Source organism: Bifidobacterium myosotis, from assembly GCF_002259745.1.
Taxonomy (GTDB): domain Bacteria; phylum Actinomycetota; class Actinomycetes; order Actinomycetales; family Bifidobacteriaceae; genus Bifidobacterium; species Bifidobacterium myosotis.
The window spans coordinates 98,119-116,877 of sequence record NZ_MWWW01000002.1; the positions used below are offsets into that span (position 1 = coordinate 98,119).

Annotated in this window: 12 protein-coding genes and 1 tRNA gene; 10 read left to right on the top strand and 3 right to left on the bottom strand. The window is 60.0% G+C overall.

Annotation, left to right across the window (positions count from 1 at the left end):
• Positions 1 to 455: 455 nt before the first annotated feature.
• Positions 456 to 1,424, bottom strand: coding sequence for an FKBP-type peptidyl-prolyl cis-trans isomerase (locus BMYO_RS00550; protein ID WP_094666663.1), 969 nt, complete (start codon positions 1,422 to 1,424; stop codon positions 456 to 458).
• Positions 1,425 to 1,504: 80 nt separating this feature from the next.
• On the opposite strand from BMYO_RS00550, the gene BMYO_RS00555 reads away from it, so the two are divergent.
• From BMYO_RS00555 to BMYO_RS00565, 3 genes are all read left to right on the top strand, one after another.
• Complete coding sequence (locus tag BMYO_RS00555; protein ID WP_143249075.1) at positions 1,505 to 2,884, top strand: hypothetical protein; 1,380 nt, start codon at positions 1,505 to 1,507, stop codon at positions 2,882 to 2,884.
• A 14-nt stretch (positions 2,885 to 2,898) separates the two neighbouring features.
• Positions 2,899 to 3,906 carry a DUF8094 domain-containing protein gene (locus BMYO_RS00560; RefSeq protein ID WP_094666789.1) on the top strand — a complete coding sequence of 336 codons (1,008 nt, stop codon included), beginning with the start codon at positions 2,899 to 2,901 and terminating at the stop codon, positions 3,904 to 3,906.
• Between the two features lie 150 nt (positions 3,907 to 4,056).
• Positions 4,057 to 5,028, top strand: coding sequence for a tetratricopeptide repeat protein (locus BMYO_RS00565; protein ID WP_094666664.1), 972 nt, complete (start codon positions 4,057 to 4,059; stop codon positions 5,026 to 5,028).
• A 341-nt stretch (positions 5,029 to 5,369) separates the two neighbouring features.
• Here BMYO_RS00565 and BMYO_RS00570 read toward each other — a convergent pair whose 3' ends face one another.
• Positions 5,370 to 5,996, bottom strand: a complete 627-nt coding sequence (locus BMYO_RS00570) for a CYTH domain-containing protein (RefSeq protein WP_094666665.1) — start codon at positions 5,994 to 5,996, stop codon at positions 5,370 to 5,372.
• A gap of 96 nt (positions 5,997 to 6,092) precedes the next feature.
• Between BMYO_RS00570 and BMYO_RS00575 the strand changes: the two genes are divergently transcribed.
• From BMYO_RS00575 to BMYO_RS00590, 3 genes are all read left to right on the top strand, one after another.
• Positions 6,093 to 6,165: transfer RNA gene (locus tag BMYO_RS00575), tRNA-Arg, on the top strand.
• 1,136 nt (positions 6,166 to 7,301) lie between these two features.
• Complete coding sequence (locus BMYO_RS00585; protein WP_143249076.1) at positions 7,302 to 10,808, top strand: prealbumin-like fold domain-containing protein; 3,507 nt, start codon at positions 7,302 to 7,304, stop codon at positions 10,806 to 10,808.
• 207 nt (positions 10,809 to 11,015) lie between these two features.
• Entirely contained in the window at positions 11,016 to 12,332 is a 1,317-nt protein-coding gene (locus BMYO_RS00590) for an LPXTG cell wall anchor domain-containing protein (protein WP_158216920.1), read from the top strand.
• A gap of 610 nt (positions 12,333 to 12,942) precedes the next feature.
• Here BMYO_RS00590 and BMYO_RS11380 read toward each other — a convergent pair.
• Positions 12,943 to 13,368, bottom strand: coding sequence for a hypothetical protein (locus BMYO_RS11380; protein WP_158216921.1), 426 nt, complete (start codon positions 13,366 to 13,368; stop codon positions 12,943 to 12,945).
• 600 nt (positions 13,369 to 13,968) lie between these two features.
• On the opposite strand from BMYO_RS11380, the gene BMYO_RS00595 reads away from it, so the two are divergent.
• The 4 genes from BMYO_RS00595 (at position 13,969) to BMYO_RS00610 (ending at position 18,685) form a co-directional block, all read left to right on the top strand.
• A complete protein-coding gene (locus BMYO_RS00595) occupies positions 13,969 to 15,105 on the top strand; it encodes an ATP-binding protein (RefSeq protein ID WP_094666668.1) in 1,137 nt (378 codons plus the stop codon).
• 277 nt (positions 15,106 to 15,382) lie between these two features.
• Complete coding sequence (locus tag BMYO_RS00600) at positions 15,383 to 15,772, top strand: Rid family detoxifying hydrolase (RefSeq protein ID WP_034527123.1); 390 nt, start codon at positions 15,383 to 15,385, stop codon at positions 15,770 to 15,772.
• Between the two features lie 220 nt (positions 15,773 to 15,992).
• Positions 15,993 to 16,910, top strand: a complete 918-nt coding sequence (locus BMYO_RS00605; protein WP_094666669.1) for a lysophospholipid acyltransferase family protein — start codon at positions 15,993 to 15,995, stop codon at positions 16,908 to 16,910.
• A 773-nt stretch (positions 16,911 to 17,683) separates the two neighbouring features.
• The gene (locus tag BMYO_RS00610) at positions 17,684 to 18,685 is read left to right on the top strand and encodes an NAD(P)H-dependent glycerol-3-phosphate dehydrogenase (RefSeq protein ID WP_094666670.1); all 1,002 of its coding nucleotides are present in this window, start codon (positions 17,684 to 17,686) and stop codon (positions 18,683 to 18,685) included.
• The last annotated feature ends 74 nt before the right edge of the window (positions 18,686 to 18,759 follow it).

Here is an 18,759-nt window from a genome sequence, read left to right on the forward strand (position 1 = left end):
GCCTCTTGAGATGAAAGCCTTCTGCGACCAAGGCTTCTGGGATGAAAGTCTTCTGGGACTCAGGCCGTGCCTGTTCCCGCTAAATGCTGAATACCGCCGTGGCACGTCTCAGCGTCGTTCCCCGGCCAAGCTTTGGCTCATTCGCATCGCTCCAGGCGTGGAAACGGGACGAAACGTAAGTCAGCGACGACCTTATGTTATGTTTCGTCCCACTTTGACATACCAAAACGGGACGAAACGTAAGTGACCATCGTCGCAAACTTACGTTTCGTCCCGTTTGTGGGTGAATCAGGTGGATTGGGCACGGAATCCATGAATCAGAAGGATGATGCTACGGAACCGGTGAATCGGATGGATTGGGCACGGAACCGGAACGGCCCCGTGCCCAATGAGTGACCGGTGAGTACTCGATCAGTACGAGATTGGTACGAGATTGGTACGTAATCAATACGCGATCAGTACGCCGCGAGGATGTCGATGACGAACACCAGCGTGGAGTTGCCCGGAATCGTATCCCCGGAGCCATCGGCGCCGTAGCCCTGATCCGGCGGAATCACGAGCAGCACCTGCGAGCCGACGGTCTGGCCGATCAGCCCCTGCTTCCATCCGGAGATGATCTGGCCGCTGGCCGAAAGGTCGGCGTCGAACGTGGTGTTCTTGTCCCACGAGGAGTCGAACTGCTTGCCGTTCGTCAGCCAGCCGGTGTACTTGACCACGGCAGTGTCCGAATCGGTGAGCGTCTTGCCGGAGCCCTTGATGAGTGTCTGCGCCACAAGCTTATCCACCGAACCCTGGCCGTTCATATCGACGGAAGGCTTGCCGTCCTTGTCGCGCGTGACCTTGGGCAGGTTGACGGGCACGTCCGTGACCTCCTCGCCGGTGGCCTTTTCGAGGTCCTTGGACTTGGAGACGAAGGTCATCGCCATGATGTACGAGTAGCCCGACGTGTTCTGGTCGTTCACACCGAAGCCGATGGTGGTGTTGAGCTTGGCGCCCTTGATCTGGTCGTAGTAGGTGGAGGAGAGTTTCGAGGAGCTCACCACCAGCGAGCAGTCGGGCGTGTTCTTGGTCCAGGTGTCCATGAGCTCGGTGCCGTCCTTGACGTTGAGGGCGATGCCCTGCGCGCACACGCGGTCGCCGTCCTGGATGACGTCGCCGTCGCCTTCCTGCAGCACCACGTAGGAGCCGTCGGAGACGGTCATCGGCGTTTTGAAGGAGATGGTCGGCTTCTCGCCGAGCTTGCCGGTGGCGGTCACGCCGGCGATCTGGTTCTTGCTGTCGGAGGACGACGAGGAAGACGAGGAGGACTTAGAGGAATCGGACGAAGAGGACGACGAGCAGGCGGCCAGCGTGACGCACATGATCAGCGACGAGGCAAGGGCCGCGGCCTTGGTCAGGGGATTGATGATGGAAGACTTGCGCATGACACACCACAGTACCGGCAAACCCTGATTTTCAGCCCTCTCAGGTAATCGAGAGCCGGGGATTGTAGAATGGGAACGTTATGAATGCTGAAGAACAGACAACAGAGCCGGACCGAGACGCCAAGTCCAAGCGTCCGACTCGTCATGCCAAGATCATGCGCGGCGTGGTGACGCCCATCTTCGGTCTTCTGGCGGTGACCGCCATCGTGCTGGGGGTTATGAATGCCACGATGTGGAAGCCGTCCGCCGAGATCACCGCGTCCGCATCCGTCACCGGCACGCAATACATCGTCACGGACGCCGGCGTACTCAACCTTCTTGACCAGAACACGACGCTGACCGCGGAGTCGAAGTCCTCCAGCGATCAGGTATGTGTGGCGCTGGGGCCCGCGAAGGATGTGACCGGGTGGATCGGTCAGGATTCGTACCAGCGGGTCACCGGTATGTCCTCGTGGTCCGAGCTGAGTGTCGAACGCGCCGGTTCGGGTAACTCGGGTGGTTCGTCGTCCTCGTCGGACGATTCGTCGGATTCCTCCGGCACGTCCGGTTCTGCCGCCGGTTCTACTGCCGGTACAGCCGCCGGCTCCACCGCCAAGGATGAGGTCGCCTTCAAGGACTCCGAGATGTGGACCTCCGTCAAGTGCGGCAAGGGGTCCGCCACATTGAACGTCACCAAGGCCACCGGGGCGACCGTGGCCATCGTGGATCTGGGCGATGAAGCGTCCGCGGCCACGGTCAAGCTGCACTGGGTGCGCTCGCAGGTGCCGGACTTCGCCATGCCGTTCTATCTGTCCGGTGGTCTGCTGGCCGTCATCGCCGTGCTGTGCGCCTCCGTGTTCGCCATGCCTCCGCACAAGCGCCGCAACAAGCGCATCATCGAGGGGACGGCGCATGAGATCGTCGAGGCCGGGCTGTCGTTCGCCGAACGCGCCGAACGTGCCGCCGCCGGTGGCGCGCCGTCCTATCCGGCCGCGGCCGCGAATGGTGGTCGCAAGCGTCGCCGCCATGCCGGTCATCGCCGCGGTGCCAAGCCGGCGGGTGAGAGTGTGGCTGAGGAGCGTCCGCAGTCGCCCGTCATCATCGACCCGGCGTCCCGCAATCTGGTCGCGGATCAGCAGCATGCGTCCGCCGCGTCCACGGAGTCGCCGGCGGCCGTCCTCGCGGGGAGTGCCGAACATGCCGGCAATGCGGCGTCTGATGCGACCGGCGTATCCGGTGCATCGGCTGCATCGGCCGCATCCTCCGAGTCCGGCCAATCCGCCGCGCCGAACGGCACGAACGGCACGGATGGCCCCCGTGAATCCCGGTCCTCGGTCGCGTCCGCAGACGCCGACGTGGAATCGACCTCCGTGATCACGCCCGATGAGCTCCAGGCCTACTTCGCACGTCTGGCCCGGGAATCCCAGGAGTCCAACACGAACGGAGACGCGCAGAACGACGGACAGGGGGAGAGCCGATGAGCAAGCGCAATACGATGCACGCGCGACTGACCAGGTTGTCCGTGGCGGCGCTCGCCGTAGTCGCGATGGTGGCCCCGCTGGCCGCCTGCGAGGGACAGCTGCCCACTCCGGTCGCCGATTCGGCCTCGAATCCCACGCCCGACCTCACGGAGGCACAGGAGAAGAAAATCCGCCTGTCGATTCTTGACGGCATCGACGCGGCCGATCAGGCCAAGTCCGTCGAGCAGCTGTCCTCGGTGATGGCCGGCCCGCAGCTGGAGATCCGTTCCAGCCAGCTCACCGTGGCCCAGAAGACCGGTCAGATGAGCAAGTTCGCCGCGATTCCGAAGGACGTGGCGCAGGTGGTGATTCCCACCGACGACGGCTGGCCGCGTTCGGTGTTTACTATCACCACCACGACGTCGGATCAGCAGTCCAAGCGACTGTTGGTGCTGAATCAGGCCACGGCGCGGCAAAACTACAAGCTCGTGGCGATGGCCCGTCTCTTCGAGGGCGCGCAGCTGCCGAAGTTCGAGATCCCCACGCTGGGCTCGAAGATGGGTTCGGCCAAGGACACCGGGCTGGTCATGACAGCCACGGACGCGCTGACCCAATACGCCGATGTGCTGCAGAACGGCGCGAACAGCCAGTACGCCTCCAAGTTCGCCGACGATCTGCTGCGTCAGACGCTGGCCAAGACCGCATCCGACGTGCAGGCCGGCATGGAGCGTAACAACGGCACGCAGCAGCAGACGTTCACCGCCGTGCCGGACCAGATGTGGGTCATGCGTTCGGCCGAGGGCGGCGAACTTGTGGTGGGCCGCATCAATTCGGTGTGGGTGCGTAAGGCCGGCGACGGCCGCGAGTCGCAGCCCGCCTCGGATGACGAGAAGGCACTATACAACAGCGACAAGTACACGAGCACCATGCAGGTGACGTACGTGAACGTCGTGGCCCTGTACATCCCCAAGGCCGATGCCGACAACGCGCAGGTGACCGCCGTGGGCGCCGACCGTCAGCCGGTCAAGGTCGAGGCGCTGTAGGCCTGAGGCGCTGCAGACCTGAAGCGCTGTAGGCTGAGCCGCGTGGGCGCGAACGCCGCCCTGTGCGAACTTCGCCGGATTCTTCGCGGTGCTGGAACTACAATCGGTTCCAGCACCGTTTTGCATTTGTGAACATATATGGAGGCAAGCATGGCTGATCAGGAGTTCCATCCCGGAGTGTCGTTGGCGGGGGCCGTCGATCTTGAGGCGCTCAAGCATCAGGTGAAGGCCGAGCCGGGCCAGACGGGCGGCGCGCCCGCGGCCGGTGCCTACGTGATCGACACCACCGAGAACACGTTCCAGGCCATGGTCCAGACCTCCGCCACCTTCCCGATTCTGCTGTTCCTGTGGGTGCCGACCGACGACCGTCTCTTCCCGATGGCCCGTGCGCTCGGCGACGCGGTGAACGCTCTTGACGGCAAGATCCAGCTGTCGCGTATCGACATCGCGTCCAACCCGTCCATCGCTCAGGCGCTGCAGGTGCAGGGCGCGCCCGCGCTGTTCGCGCTGATCGGCGGCCGTCCGATGCCGCTGCTGCAGGGACTGCCTAGCGACGACGAGATCAAGCAGTTGTGCGACGAGGTGATTCCGAAGATTATTCAGGCCGCGGCCCAAGCCGGCGTGAGCGGTACCGCGCCGTACTCGGGGGACCCGGATTCCGATGCGGCCAAGTCCGCGGGTGCAGGCGCCGACGCCAACGGCGAGCAGGTGCCGCCTGAACATGCCGAGGCCCATCGTCTGGCCGCTGAGGGCGACTACTCCGGTGCGGCCGCCGCGTACGAACGTGTGCTGGAATCCGACCCGAACGATGCGCTCGCCGCCCGCGAACGCGCCAAGGCGCTGCTGCTGGCCCGCTCCGGTCAGGCCAACGTGCGTGAGGTGCGCGCCGAGGCCGCGGCCAAGCCGGATGACGTCGAGGCCCAGCTCGCCGTGGCTGACATCGATATGATCGGCGGTCAGATCCAGGACGCCTTCGACCGTCTGTTGGACTTCCTCGCCGCCGGTCACAAGGCTGACATCGAGCCGGTCCGTAAGCGTTTGCTCGAGTACTTCGCCATCCCCGAGCCCACCGACGAGCGCCTCAAGCGCGCCCGTCGCCGCCTCGCCACGCTGATGTACTGAGCTGATGTGCTGAGCTGATGCGCCGATCGCGGTATTGATTGCGATGGACGGCTATCGTCTCGCGACAATGTCTCGCGCCGATGTGCAAATGGCTCGTTGGGTTGGTTCTTGGCGTTCTCCAGTGCTGTTCAGCGGTACATTGTCGTGAATTTCGGGCTGTTCTCGCGACAATGTATCGCTGAGATGGTGTCAGTGAGATTTTGTCGTGGAATACCCTTGTTTTTCGCGACAATGTAACGCTAAGGTCTCGTTACCGCGGATTGACCGCGGCTCAAGGACGGTTCAGGGCGCCGGGATAGAACGATTCGGATTGCCGGGCGGCTATCGTCTCGCGATTGCCGTCACACCATGCGGTTCTTGCCGAAGTACTGCTGGAATCGTGGGCCTTCGGCGGCAAGTTCCCGCTCGAAGTCCTTGGCCCACTCGCTGAACGGGCGACCGGCGAGTCCGTCGTTGTTGAACCGAGGCTGATCGGTGATTTCGGTGATGCAGAACTTCGGAATCGTCAGGTTCGTCACGGGCGTGGCACGTTCCGCTTCGGCTACCACGAGCGGCGCGTTCGGTCCGCCGAATACGTCCACGCTCCAGCCGTCCTCCGCAATCCAGACTGAGTAGCGGTTCTTGATGACCACCGCGCCGCCGCGTTTGACCAGTTCGGCGGCGATGCGGGTGTCGATTTCGCGCTCGACCTCGTAGCGCGTGCCGCCCACGGATGGGCCTTTGACGGTAACGAACGCCTCGGTGAAGCGCTCGCGGTATTGGTTTAGTATGGCCGCCGGGTCAAGATCGGGGGTCATGTCGATGTGTATGGTGCGGGAGAGCAGCCGCACGCGCAGCGCATAGTTGTCGGTGTACACGTAGTAGCTCTGGATGATGAGGGTCGGTGCGTCGCCGTCGTCGTATTCCGCCGGCAACTCCCGGCAGAAGAAGCGGCGTTCGTATTCGAAGTCATCTGTAGGTTCCGACATAACACCATTGTAGGGTGGGGAACGCTTATTTCGTGCCGTTTGCTGGCGAATCCGCTGGTGTTTTCCCGCTGATGGTGTACAGTAGAGAAGTTGCTTGGGTCCGTAGCTCAGTGGATAGAGCGTCTGTCTCCGGAACAGAAGGTCGAGGGTTCGATCCCCTTTGGGCCCACGAGAGTGGCGGAATTCCAATGGTTTCAAAGCCTTGGGATTCCGCTGTTGTGCTAATTGGGCACATATCGAGCACATGGCTGTGTGCCGTGGCGCATTGTGGCGCCTGTTGTCGCGGACTGATCGTATGTGATTGAATCCATTGGCCGAGATCGATGCGTCGATATTGATGGAGCCCCTTTTGTGTATTCGCACTGGGACGTCGGTTGGCGCAAATTTAGGCATGAAGTTGGTGCAGAACCGGGAACGTAGCAGGCGTACCGGTAGAGCAGCTCGATTCATTGCACCCCGACATCGGATTGGCCGGCCTTGGATCAGCCGACGCGGATTAATCGTGTGCCCGGGTGTGACAATTGGCGACAATTCGGCGATTGGTGCCGGCTCGGTCGTCGCCAAGGACATCCCCGAGAACGGGAGTCGCTGTGAGTGACCCGTGCCGTGTGATGTGGAGCATGGTCTGATGAGCTGAGCGCCCGGTCGGCTGGGTCGGGAATGCGCGGAAGGTTCCCCTGGGGGTTTAAATACTGCGAAGGGGTATTACACGGCTCCTTTATTGGTCCAATGAGCTAACTAATTTTGCACAGTTTTCGCCTATATTCCGCGTTTCTGGAGATGCGACGGGACTCGCGCGGATTGTTCTGTCGGTTTGGAATATCCCTCGGGGGGGGGTATGGTGACTGATTAGTGTACGCGTGAGTGTGCCCGAAGTTGTGAGCGCTAACGACGTCGTGATGAAGGTGCATCAAGGTGATTGCTCGGTGGAAGAAGGTACGTATGCCGGTGCCGATACATGGCAGGTACGGCGATGACGGGTCCTTCTTACTGGGTGAAAACGTGTGCATTCCTCGGCAGTCGTTGTGCTCAGGTCTTGTGCCCGCTGTGGTGTATGCGGTGCGATATCGGTGCAAAACGGAGCGTCTGCCATGAACGAGAACCGTGTGGCTATGCATGCAAACGTGCGTACGACCAGTACGACTGATGCAACGAGAGCTGTCAGCGTGACCACTGCGGCCAGCGTTACCAGCGTTGCCGACACAGCTAAAAGCGGGTTGGCCGCAGACGAAATGACCAGGGAATCAGGGAAACCAGGAGAAGGACAATCCATGACAATGTCGATGAAGGGCAACGGCATGAGCGATGGTGATAAGGACGGCGAGCTCCGTCGGACTGGCCGTCACGGTCGGACTGGGGCGTGCCGGTCTGCTCGGCGTGGCCGGTCGAATTGCTGAGTCCGAACAGGTTGCAGGTCTCGATCACCCCGCTCAGTTCCGCAAGCCGGGCAAGTTCTGGATGAAACTCGTCGGCGTGCTTACCGCCGCCGCTCTGGGCCTCACGTATGCCAGTTCAGCACTGGCAGATGATTTTACGGCTCCCGATACGTCGTCGAGCACTGATTCCAGCGTCTCCAGTGATAGTGATACTTGGGCCGGCCAAGCTGACGGTACGCTCGACACCGCACCCGGTGATGCTTCTGACGATGCCGGCACTAACGATGGCTCTGCTTCCACGGATACATCCAACACTCAGTCCGATGCGACTACACAACCAGTGGCTAAGCCAACCGGGGGATGCGGCGATGTGCGGAATTGGGCCATACTTAAGACCTGTGTGCAGTCCACTGCTCCCGCCATGGTGGTCATTGCGCAGACCATCGAGGTGCCGGCCAACGAGATTGCCGTCGTCGCCTCGCAGATTACATTGACCGCGTCCGATGGCCTCGACCCTGCGATGACCTCAAAAGAGAACGGCGACACGATCTTCAACGTGGCCCCTGGCGCATCGCTCACCATCGGCACGGATGTGAACGACGCCAGCTTCTCCTACAAGAACGGCAAGCGCTTTTTTGCTTTTCTGCAGGGGCCGAAAGATTCACAGGACGGCGGCAAGCTGACCGTCAACAACGGCACGTTCTCCGGCATCGACACGACCGACAGTAAGAATCATGACATGGGTACGCTGGTCTATAACGCGGGCGGCACGGTCACGGTGAAAGGCGGCACGTTCACAGGCAACAAGTCGACCAACGGCGGTGTGATCAACCAGAATTCAGGTTCGACAATCGTCACAGGAGGGACGTTCACCGGTAATATGCAGGAACCGGCCAACAACTGCGCCGAGGATTGGAATGTTGGATGGGGCGATCCCTGCAACGCGACGTTGTCTGGTTCAGGCGGCGGCGCGATCCATACAGACGGAGGGAACCTGACCATTCAGGGTGGGGTCAAGTTCGTAGGAAACTCGGCGCGCGCGTGGGGTTGGAACTCTGGCGGTGGCGCTGTGTATGCGACTGGTACCTTGCGCATCAGCAACAAAATCCAGGCCAAAGCCACCGGAGGGACCGAGATTCTCACTCCGAATTTCACCGGCAACTGGGCTGCGGTGGAGAAACCATGGGATGAGTCCGGCAATCCGATTGCGATCAAGCGTGGCGGCGCAGGCGGCGCTGTGTTCCTGCAGGGGACTCCGGGGCAGTCTTCGACGGCGTATTTCATGGGTGGAATCTACGAGGACAACGCGTCTGGCTATTTGGGTGGAGGCATCTATACGGAGGAGAACACCACCTCCTATGTGGCGCGCAGCTTGGCGACAAGTAATACGGCCGGTCATTTCGGCGGTGGTTTGTGGCTGTGCCCGTCTGGGTCCGCACAGGCTTCCGAGGGCGGCAACATCGCCCTATACGGCAACATGGTTGATACCAGAGTCGACGCGAATACCGATGCCGCTGACAATACCAGCAACAATCCGGTCAACATCCCTCAGATGCCAGAGTTTGCGGGGACGACTACTACGGCCGGCGCCGATTTCGCGATGATGAACCCCGAGTTCAAGAATCACAATGACACATCGTTCCAACTGCTGGATACATGGTTCACGGACCGCACGACGCCCGCAGTGGAATGGCACAAGGACAACACGCCATTGCAGCATTCGAGTGGCTACTTCGACTCGTGGCTACCCAGACTCAGCAACCGTCAAGGCATTGTCGCACTACTTGCCAGAAAGGACGCTGATAACGGTGCGATTGTAAAGAAAGGCACACTTGTCCTATCCCATAAGGGGACTGAAGGTGCGATCCAGACGGGTGTGGCACTTCGGGCAAAGGTCGTCGATAGCGAACAGCAAAATCAGGCGGTAGCTAGCGCTCAGGTCAGCATCACCGGAAACAGGGCGCGTCTGTCCGGTGGCGGATTCGGCAGTAACGGCGTAGTCCTGTTCTCCAGTCCTTACTCCGCATCTTGGAGGAAGGCCGCTGCGGACCAAAACGGAATTGTGCCTACGGACAAGCCGACACTGCTTCCTGGCGCTATCTGGAAGCTCACCATCAAGGACAATCAGATCACCGATAAGAACATGAGCGGTACAGACGAGAAAACTCCCTACATGGACGAGTTCCTTCGCACCCAGGCATGCCAAGCCGGTAATGTGACCAGCGGCCAATCCCATTGCTGGGAGCATGACGACACCAACGAAGAATGGACGGCGGTGATTCGTGACAATGGGATTCTCGATAACAACAGGACTTCGGGTGAGATAGGCGTCGACAACCTCGCTCCCGGTACGTACACGCTTACCGAGGAACAGGCTCCGACCGGTTACCAGAAGACCGACACCAAGTACACGTTTACTATCACCCCGGTCAGCAACGGCACGATTCCTCAGGATCCCGATATCCATGAGCAGAATGAAAACGGCGGTGAAGGTGCGTTGGTTTCCGGTCGAACGATCGGCAACAAACCGATGGGTGGCATTGCTTGGACGAAGCGCTCTTCCGTTAACGATGACAGACTTGCTGGCAGTACATGGAAGCTTGAGCAGGTTGACCACGGTGCGGTGACTGAGACTAAGGAAGTCGCGGATTGTGTCTCTGACACCGCAGTCGCCCCTTCGAAAGCCGTGGCATCCACGAATCCGTGCGATCTGGATAAGGATACCTCGGCTGGTGGCTTCCGACTCGACGGCATGGGTGACGGCACCTACAAGCTGACAGAGACCGCTACGCCTGATGGCTACTGGAAGCCCACCAATGATGAGTACTGGCAGGTTGTTCTCAAAGACGGTAATGCCCAATGGACTCACCATAAGGGCAATGAGGAGACCTCCATGGCAACCGGTGACATCGTGAACACGGCCATGCAGGTCAGCTGGACCAAGGCCGACAGCAACGACGCCAACGGCAAGAGTCCGCTCGCCGGATCCACATGGACCCTCACACCCGAAAAAGGCGAGACCCCGACCAAGGCGAACGTGACCGACTGCGTGGGCAACGAATGCACGAACGTCAACGTCACCCCCGGCACATACAAGGACATCGACCCCGAGGCGGGCAAGTTCACGATCGTCGGCCTCGCCACAGGCACGTACACGCTCCAGGAGTTCAATGCCCCCGACGGATACGACAAATCGGACAAGCAGTACACGTTCACGGTCAGCGCGACGCAAACCGATGTCAGGATCAAGGTCAATGACCAGGACATCAGCAATGGTCCGAATGTGATTGCCAATTCGAAGACGCCGGTCTCGGCCCTGCCGTTCACGGGTGGTCGGTCCGGATTGGACTGGTTCATCATCGGCGGTGGACTCGCCTTGGCGGCGGCTGCGGCTGGATTAGTCACCGGGAAGGCGAGGCGTCGTGAAGAACTCTGACCGTCCGGCCCAGGCCACCGGTGACCCCTGACCTGCCTCCCGGCATACAGCAAGCCCATGTGGGCTGCGCCGGATGCCGGAAACCCTATGCGGGCCGTAACAGAAGAATGTGCGGGACCATCCTGCCGATGACGGTGGGTTCGGTTCCGCGAAGAAAACATCAACGAAAAACAACAAGGAACAGGAAGAAGGAAACCTCTCATGCGAATGAGGAAACCACTCGCCATGATTGCCGCCCTGGCCACACTGATCGGCGGCATGATGATCGGCACCGCCAGCGCCCAAGCTGCGGATGATACGGGCAACAGTGTCTCGATCACCGTGGCACAGGACACCATCAAGCTCGTATCCACCGATATCCACGATCTCACCTCAAACAAGGAAGGCACCACGGCCCGACAGTTCGAGTACGTGAAGCTTGCTGACTACGATTTCCCGACCGACAACACTGGTACAAAGAAGCTGGCCCTGACCACGAACAGTGCGATTAGGACGCAGATTGAAACGGCGATTAAGGCTGCTCTGGGAGATACTGTTACGATTCAGGGAGATCCGATGACATGGTTCTCTAACCAAACGCTACAGACTGGTCAGCTTGATACGTTCATTAACAGCATCAAGACTAACGTTGGTAACAAGCCCACGGTGGACCCGACGCTGAACACGAATGCTGAGAGCGGTTATTATTCGCTCACATTCAATGCCTCCGGGGACACTTCGGCATTGGGTGGAACCGGCTTGTACCTGTTGTTCGACAAGACCACCGCCTATGACACGGATTCAACAGGGGATAATTGCGCGACCACGTATAATCCGTTGAAGCCGGTCTTGATTGGAACCCGCCTCAATGACACGGAATTCGCGAATCATACTGGTCTGATGGTCATTGACGGCACGGCTACCAGTTTGCCGAACGGTCTGACTGAGTTGAAGTCATCGAAGAATACGAACTGCAAGCCTGACATCCATTTCAAGAAGATTGGTGTTGGTAACGACTCTGAATACCTTAACGGCGCCGGATTCACCCTGAAGAAACTAGCTATCACGGCTACCGTGACGAGCGCGAACTTCGACACTATCTGGGGCAATGATCAGCACTTCGTGAAGGACTCGACCCAGACATCCACTTCAGGAGACCAAAATAAGGGGAACGGCATGTTCGGGTTCACGAACCTGTCCGAAGGCACATACCTGATCTACGAGAGCACGATGCCAACATCGTATCCGGAGCAGTTCCGTGCCCGTCTGGTTCTCACGGTCACGACGCAGTCGAATGGTGCGAATACGACATTTGAGTTCACTGTCACCGATGTTGATAACCACGGGCAGCTCACTGTCGCTGATAAGAATGGTCTTTCTGACAACACAGCGTTCGTATACAAGGATGTGCAGAACCTCATCCAGCTGCCGAAGACTGGTGCAGAAGGCATCGCCCTGTTCTTTACCATCGCGGCGCTGCTTGCCGGCGCTGGCGTGACGGTGTTTGTCAAATCGCGTAAGACCAAGCAGTTGCTGAATCGCTGAAGGATTGTTGATTTATATTGGTGAAAAAGCGGACTAACAATAGTGGACATTGTTGGTCCGCTTTTTTGTCTTCGATTTGCGAATCGGATATCAGGGGATATCGGTTTAGATATTTGCTTTTTGGGTGGAAAGGTGTTATTATCGTAATCTGAATGTGGATTTCGGGACGCCAATGTGAAGTTCATAACTTCATTTGTCGGGATGCTGATTGCCGCCTTAATGTTCAATGTATTATTAATTTTTTTGGACTGCTTCAAGAAATTGGAGAGAAAGGGGGCGCCTATGAAAAAACATAGGTTATGCGTACAAACTGGAATCATTTCATTAATTCAGAATATCTGTAAGGATATTGCTGCTGCTTTAGTCGGCAGCTTAGTGAGCATTCTGGTAGCTCATTGGCTTCCCGAGATTTGCATTCTTAAACATCCTGATGAAAAGTATTGCATTCATGAGCTGAATGAAGGTGCGTCTCTAATCTGTACAGAGACGGCACCGTCACAAATGCTCCCGTAGGAATGGTACGGTGAAATCGATCTCTCCGCGTTCGGTTTCCCGGATGACGTAGGCGACGCGCAGACGTTTGCGGTAGGTGGCCGCGTACTTGGGGATCTTATGCATGTGCGCGGCGACTTGCGTGGCGGAGATCGGCCCGTCGAAGGAGGCCATGGCCTACAAGTAGGCGCGATCGTTTTTTGGATAATCCGTGCAACTCCGGAATGCAGACAGCATTGTCGAGGTCTATGCGGGCTTTTGTAATGCCATTGGCCACATCGTCATCGCTGATGATGTCCGAATCGCGCATGTCGGCTGCGTCCCAGATGTGGTGGCCGACCAGCCGAATCATATATCCATAAGTCCCTTCGGCTGCCTTGCTGAGCTGCGTTTCAGTAATGGTTATTCCTGAAGCGTGAAATGTCTTGCCGGATGCATCGCGTACTTCGCTAATTGGCGCATCAGCCAGTGTGCTGGTTTTCGCTCGATGAAAGAATGTGATCACTTCGTCATTGCGGGGATTGGCCCAATGCGTTCCCCGCATCGTCATCACCACACTCAGCGAACTCCCAGCATAGCCGCAGGGATATTTCCGGCTATCGCATCGTTGCTGCCAGAATCACGCGGTTATATGTAATCACCGGCGAACGAAAGCGAGCTGGAGGGATTTCCGCAGAATCTCATAACTGAACCTTTCTTCTTCCTTCTTCTCTTCCTCTCTGGGCCCGACCTCATCAGTCGGGCCTTTCCTTTTGCGCTTTCGGGCCCTACGAATGCTTCCGGCCGCCCAATCCGCTTCTTCGCCATTTAGAGGCTGCGCATCCGTCAGCTAGGCACAAAACTCCCATGCGCGTCATTGCCTTAGCGCACCGTCGTGCGATTGCGCCACACGCTAGGCCGCCGCTCAACGGCACTATCCACCGCACCGCAACAAAAGTACGCAATAGTACGCATTCGTGTAACTTGGTACGCATTCGTGTACATCGGTGTAATTTCGTGTAACATGGTGCATGTTCACGCCCAGCCGTTGACATTCCTGATGCACCATTGATCGGTGTCCCGATGCGGAAACCATATGAGCAGCCCGATGGGCAGAATGGGCGACGACGTAGAGCAGGGGAAACATATGCGAGGAGGTGCGGTCATGGCAATCAACCCGTTCAAACCAACTGCAGGCAAGATGCCGCCAATTCTCATCGGCCGCCAGTCCATCATCGATGATTTTTCCGAAGCGCTGATTAACGGTGTCGGCGCGCCGGGACGAATCATGCTGGTCACCGGGCAGCGAGGTTTCGGCAAGACGGTGATGCTGACCGAATTCCGCCGGATTGCCAAAGCGCAGCAATGGGAGACCATCGCCGAAACTGCATCCCCAGGATTGGTGTCCCGTCTCGTAACAGTTCTGGCTCCTTCGGGAATGCGTTTGAATCAGGCTGATATCAGCCCATCCATCAGCATCCCCGGCATTGCGACCGCTAGCCTCGGCCAAGCCCATTTTTCTGCGGAGTCCAATCCGCTGACTCTTCGCAACGCATTAAACAAACGGCTGGAATCCAAGAAAATCAGGAAGGGCAAAGGCATCCTCATCACCATCGATGAAACGCAGGCGGCTTCTCATGAGGACTTGGTGGCCATTGCCACGGCTGTGCAGCACATCATCACGGATGCCGACGAAAGCGACGTTCCCGATGACGAGAAAAAGGGCGTCGCCATCGTGTTCGCCGGCCTGCCCTATATGATCAACGACTTGCTGGATAACGAGGTGACCACATTTCTGCGGCGTGCACTGCGCCGCGAATTGGACAATGTGCCGTTGCCGGACGTGAAAAACGCCTATCTGGAAACCGTGGCTGATTCGGGCAAGTCCATCAGCGAGAGCGACGCGCTGGAAGCGGCTCGACGGTCCGAGGGATACCCGTACATGGTGCAGCTCGTCGGGTACTACATGTGGCAATCAGCCCAGCGGCGCGGGTCGTCCATCATTACGACGGACGATGTGGCGGCTGGCGTCGCTGACGCGTTGCTTGCGTTCGATGATGCCGTATGCGCGCCTGCGCTGGATGGCGTTACGAGCGCGGAACGGTTGTTCCTGAAAGCCATGGCGATGGACTCGCCGCAGGTCACGCGGATCGGCGATGTCGTGGAGCGCACGCGACGAAGCCGGAGCTGGGTGAGCAAATACCGTGCGATTCTCATCAAGGACAAGCTCATTCAGCCGGCTGGCCACGGGCAGGTGGAGTTTGCCGTGCCGCATCTAGGGGAGTACCTGCGGTCGCTGTGAGATGGCGGGCGCTTGGAATCGGGATGTGGACGGGCTGTACTTATCGGCATCACGATTGGGACTCAGTCGAACGATTCGCGGTGCTGCGGCGCGCCCATGGCCGTATGGCGGGCATCGGGCGGGCGATTCCCGTGGCGCGCCGGTAGACTGCAAGGTAATCGGTGTGTTGCCGGGGCAGGGGCGCCGAACGCCGGCGGTATCGGCGGGCGGACGTCGCAAGTCGTCAGTCGCAGATCGCAGGCTGCCGAATGCAGGCTGCGATGAGAGGAGCATCAATATGAGCGAGAAGATGGAAGCTGTCGCCACTTCCGAGGCGCCGGCCGCGCTGGGCGCGTACAGCCAGGCGGTCAAGGCCAACGGATTTGTGTTCGTGTCCGGCCAGCTGGGCATCGACCCGGCCACCGGCGAACTGGCGGGCGAAACCGCCGGCGAGCAGGCCGCGCAGGCGCTGAAGAACATCAAGCATATTCTGGACACGGCCGGCACCGGCATCGAGCACGTCGTGCGTGCCACCATCTACCTCAAGAACGTCGAAGACTTCAAGGAAGTGGATGCCCGCTACGCCGAGGTGTTCATCGGCTCCGTCAAGCCGGCGCGCGTGGCGTTCGGCGGCAACGACATCCCCAAGGGTGCGCTCGTCGAGATCGACGCCATCGCCGTGCTCTGATGTGAGGCGGCTGCGGCTGCTGACGCTGGATTGTTGCGGCTGAACGGCTGCCGCTGTCGTGGCTGTTGCCGGTGCGTCGCTGAGCGCTCTGGCCCGTTGCGGCCGTGCCGTCCAGCGACGTCCATCGTCAATAAGCGCCGTCCGACCGAATCGCCCGCGCAACGACCAACGATGTGCGTCGATTCGATTAGGGACCGGGGACCGTGCCACAATGGAGTGCATGGCATCCAAAGGAAAACCGTCGCCGCGTTCGGCCGTAAGCCCGCTCAGTGACGCGCAGGTCGCTGCACTCGCGCAACGTCATCGTCTCGTCGACCCCATGCATGATTTCCCCACCGGCCCGAATCGCAAGGCCAAAATCGAGGAGATCAACGCCCAGAATCCCAAGGCCACCAAGCGATTGCTCACCGGCGTGGACGTGGTGTTCCGTGCCAGCTGCAAGACGCGCGCCTGGGGGCTAGAACAGGTTCCCGAGGACGGGCCGTTCATCACCGCGGCAAGCCATGTGACCATGTTCGATGTCTTCGTGCCGATGGCCAGCCTGTTCCACATGGGTCGTCGCCCGCGCTACATGGCCAAGGCCGAGATGGCCAAGTGGCCGGTGATCGGCAAGTGGTTCCAGCTGGTCGGCATGCAGCCGGTCCAGCGTCACTCCGGCAAGGCCAAGCAGATCGAGGAGACCTCGATCGACATCCTGACGTCCGGCCGCCCGCTCACCGTCTGGCCGGAGGGTACCGTGACGCGCGACCCGAAGAAGTGGGTGATGAGCGTCAAGGAGGGCGTGGGATACATCGCGCTCGAATCCTCGCGCCGACTGGGCCGGCAGGTGCCGCTGTTCCCGGCGGTGACGTGGGGCGCGGCCTCCATCAACCATTGGTGGCCGTGGCCGCGCAAGAACGTGGTCATGTGCTACGACCATCAGCTCGATTACGCCGATCTGCTTGAGGATATGGATTCGTGGGGTGAGGAACCGCCGGTCGAGGCGGTCAACGAGCTGACGTGGCGCGTACTCAAGCGCATGAACACCGTGCTCGAGGAGCTGCGCGGCGAGTCGTTCCCGGCCGAGGGCTATTGGGACTATCGCAGCATGTCGCGCAAGCCCTGGCCCGAGATCGGCGGTCCGTTCCCGGCTCGGTGATTTCTTGGGTGGATGTGCGTTTGATGCGGACTCCCCTCAGCCGGCTTCGCCGACAGCTCCCCTCATGGAGGGGAGCCAAGGTGCTTTTTCGGTCTTTGATCACATGCAACACGACGGTTCCTCTCAACGAAGGAGTCAAGGTTTGGGTGGTCGTCCCTTTCCTTTTCGGGGAGCCGCCCCAAACCTTGGCTCCCCTCTTTGAGGGGAGCTGGCCGCCGCGAATGCGGACTGAGGGGAGCGCGGCAGCCAGTGACATGGAGTAGCATGGCACAGGTATCAGAATGTCATGCGACGACGCTTTCACAATAACTAGGAGCAGTATGGGTAAGAACATCACGGTATTAGGTGCGGGAGCATGGGCGGAGCCGTTAGGCTGACAGTCCGGTGGACTGTCAGTAGGCGACGCCGAGCGGCGACAGCCGTGAGGTGGAAGAACAGCACCCCATGCGACGAACGGAGGAGTATACGCATATGGGTAAGAGAATCACGGTATTAGGTGCGGGAGCATGGGCGGAGCCGTTAGGCTGACAGTCCGGTGGACTGTCAGTAGGCGACGCCGAGCGGCGACAGCCGTGAGGTGGAAGAACAGCACCCCATGCGACGAACGGAGGAGTATACGCATATGGGTAAGAGAATCACGGTATTAGGTGCGGGAGCATGGGCGGAGCCGTTAGGCTGACAGTCCGGTGGACTGTCAGTAGGCGACGCCGAGCGGCGACAGCCGTGAGGTGGAAGAACAGCACCCCATGCGACGAACGGAGGAGTATACGCATATGGGTAAGAGAATCACGGTATTAGGTGCGGGAGCATGGGGTACCGCCTTCGGCCAGGTGCTGGCCGACGCGGGCAACACGGTGACCATGTGGGCGCGCGAGCCCGAGATCGTGGAGGGCATCCGCGACCATCATCACAACGGCGTGCGTCTGCCGTCCGTGGAGAAGCTGCCGGACGCCATGACCGCCACCGGCGATTGCGCCGAGGCCGTCAAGGGCGCCGAAATCGTGGTGGTGGCCATCGCCGCCCAGTTCGCGCGCATCGCCCTGACCGACTTCAAGGGACTCATCCCCGAGGACGCCATCGTCGTGAGCCTGATGAAGGGCATCGAGCGCAAGACCAACAAGCGTATGGACGAAGTGGTGCGCGAGACCCTTGACCTGCCGGTCGAGCGCTTCGCCGCTGTCTCCGGTCCGAACCTGTCCAAGGAGATCGCCGACCGTCATCCCGCCGCCACGGTGGTGGCCTGCGCGGACATCGAGAACGCCAAGAAGGTGGCCGAAGCCTGCACCACGTCCTACTTCAAGGCGTTCGTCACCACCGACGTGATTGGCCTCGAAATGTGCGGCAGCCTCAAGAACGTCACCGCGCTCGCCGTCGGCATGGCCCGCGGCGCCGGTTACGGCGAGAACACGGCCGCCATGATCGAGACCCGTGGCCTGGCCGAGCTGACCGCCTTGGGTGCGGCCGCCGGTGCCGATCCCAAAACCTTCGCCGGACTCGCGGGCGTGGGCGATCTCGTCGCCACCTGCGGCTCGCCGCTTTCGCGCAACTATACGTTCGGCGCGAACCTCGGCAAGGGACTGACCGTGGAGGAGGCCACCAAGGTGAGCAACGGCGTGGCCGAAGGCGTGCCGACCACTGATGCCGTGGTGGCGCTCGGCGACGAACTCGGCGTGCCCACCCCGCTGGCCTATCAGATGAGCCGTGTGCTCAACGAGGGCATCTCCTGCTCCGAAATGCTGGCCGGACTGTTCGGCAGCGAAGTCACGGGCGAGTGAGCGCGGGAGCGAGTAGACTCGTATCGGTTTCGGTGAGCCGGACGCCCAACGCGCCCGGCGAGCCAGCGATAGTG

Excerpts from the sequence above, each read along its gene's own strand:
- BMYO_RS00600 (WP_034527123.1), top strand. The coding sequence starts at position 15,383 with ATGAGCGAGAAGATGGAAGCTGTCGCCACTTCCGAGGCGCCGGCCGCG.
- BMYO_RS00560 (WP_094666789.1), top strand. The coding sequence starts at position 2,899 with ATGCACGCGCGACTGACCAGGTTGTCCGTGGCGGCGCTCGCCGTAGTC.
- BMYO_RS00555 (WP_143249075.1), top strand. The coding sequence starts at position 1,505 with ATGAATGCTGAAGAACAGACAACAGAGCCGGACCGAGACGCCAAGTCC.
- BMYO_RS00610 (WP_094666670.1), top strand. The coding sequence starts at position 17,684 with ATGGGTAAGAGAATCACGGTATTAGGTGCGGGAGCATGGGGTACCGCC.
- BMYO_RS11380 (WP_158216921.1), bottom strand. The coding sequence starts at position 13,368 with ATGCGGGGAACGCATTGGGCCAATCCCCGCAATGACGAAGTGATCACA.
- BMYO_RS00565 (WP_094666664.1), top strand. The coding sequence starts at position 4,057 with ATGGCTGATCAGGAGTTCCATCCCGGAGTGTCGTTGGCGGGGGCCGTC.
- BMYO_RS00590 (WP_158216920.1), top strand. The coding sequence starts at position 11,016 with ATGAGGAAACCACTCGCCATGATTGCCGCCCTGGCCACACTGATCGGC.
- BMYO_RS00570 (WP_094666665.1), bottom strand. The coding sequence starts at position 5,996 with ATGTCGGAACCTACAGATGACTTCGAATACGAACGCCGCTTCTTCTGC.
- BMYO_RS00585 (WP_143249076.1), top strand. The coding sequence starts at position 7,302 with ATGGTGATAAGGACGGCGAGCTCCGTCGGACTGGCCGTCACGGTCGGA.
- BMYO_RS00595 (WP_094666668.1), top strand. The coding sequence starts at position 13,969 with ATGGCAATCAACCCGTTCAAACCAACTGCAGGCAAGATGCCGCCAATT.
- BMYO_RS00550 (WP_094666663.1), bottom strand. The coding sequence starts at position 1,424 with ATGCGCAAGTCTTCCATCATCAATCCCCTGACCAAGGCCGCGGCCCTT.
- BMYO_RS00605 (WP_094666669.1), top strand. The coding sequence starts at position 15,993 with ATGGCATCCAAAGGAAAACCGTCGCCGCGTTCGGCCGTAAGCCCGCTC.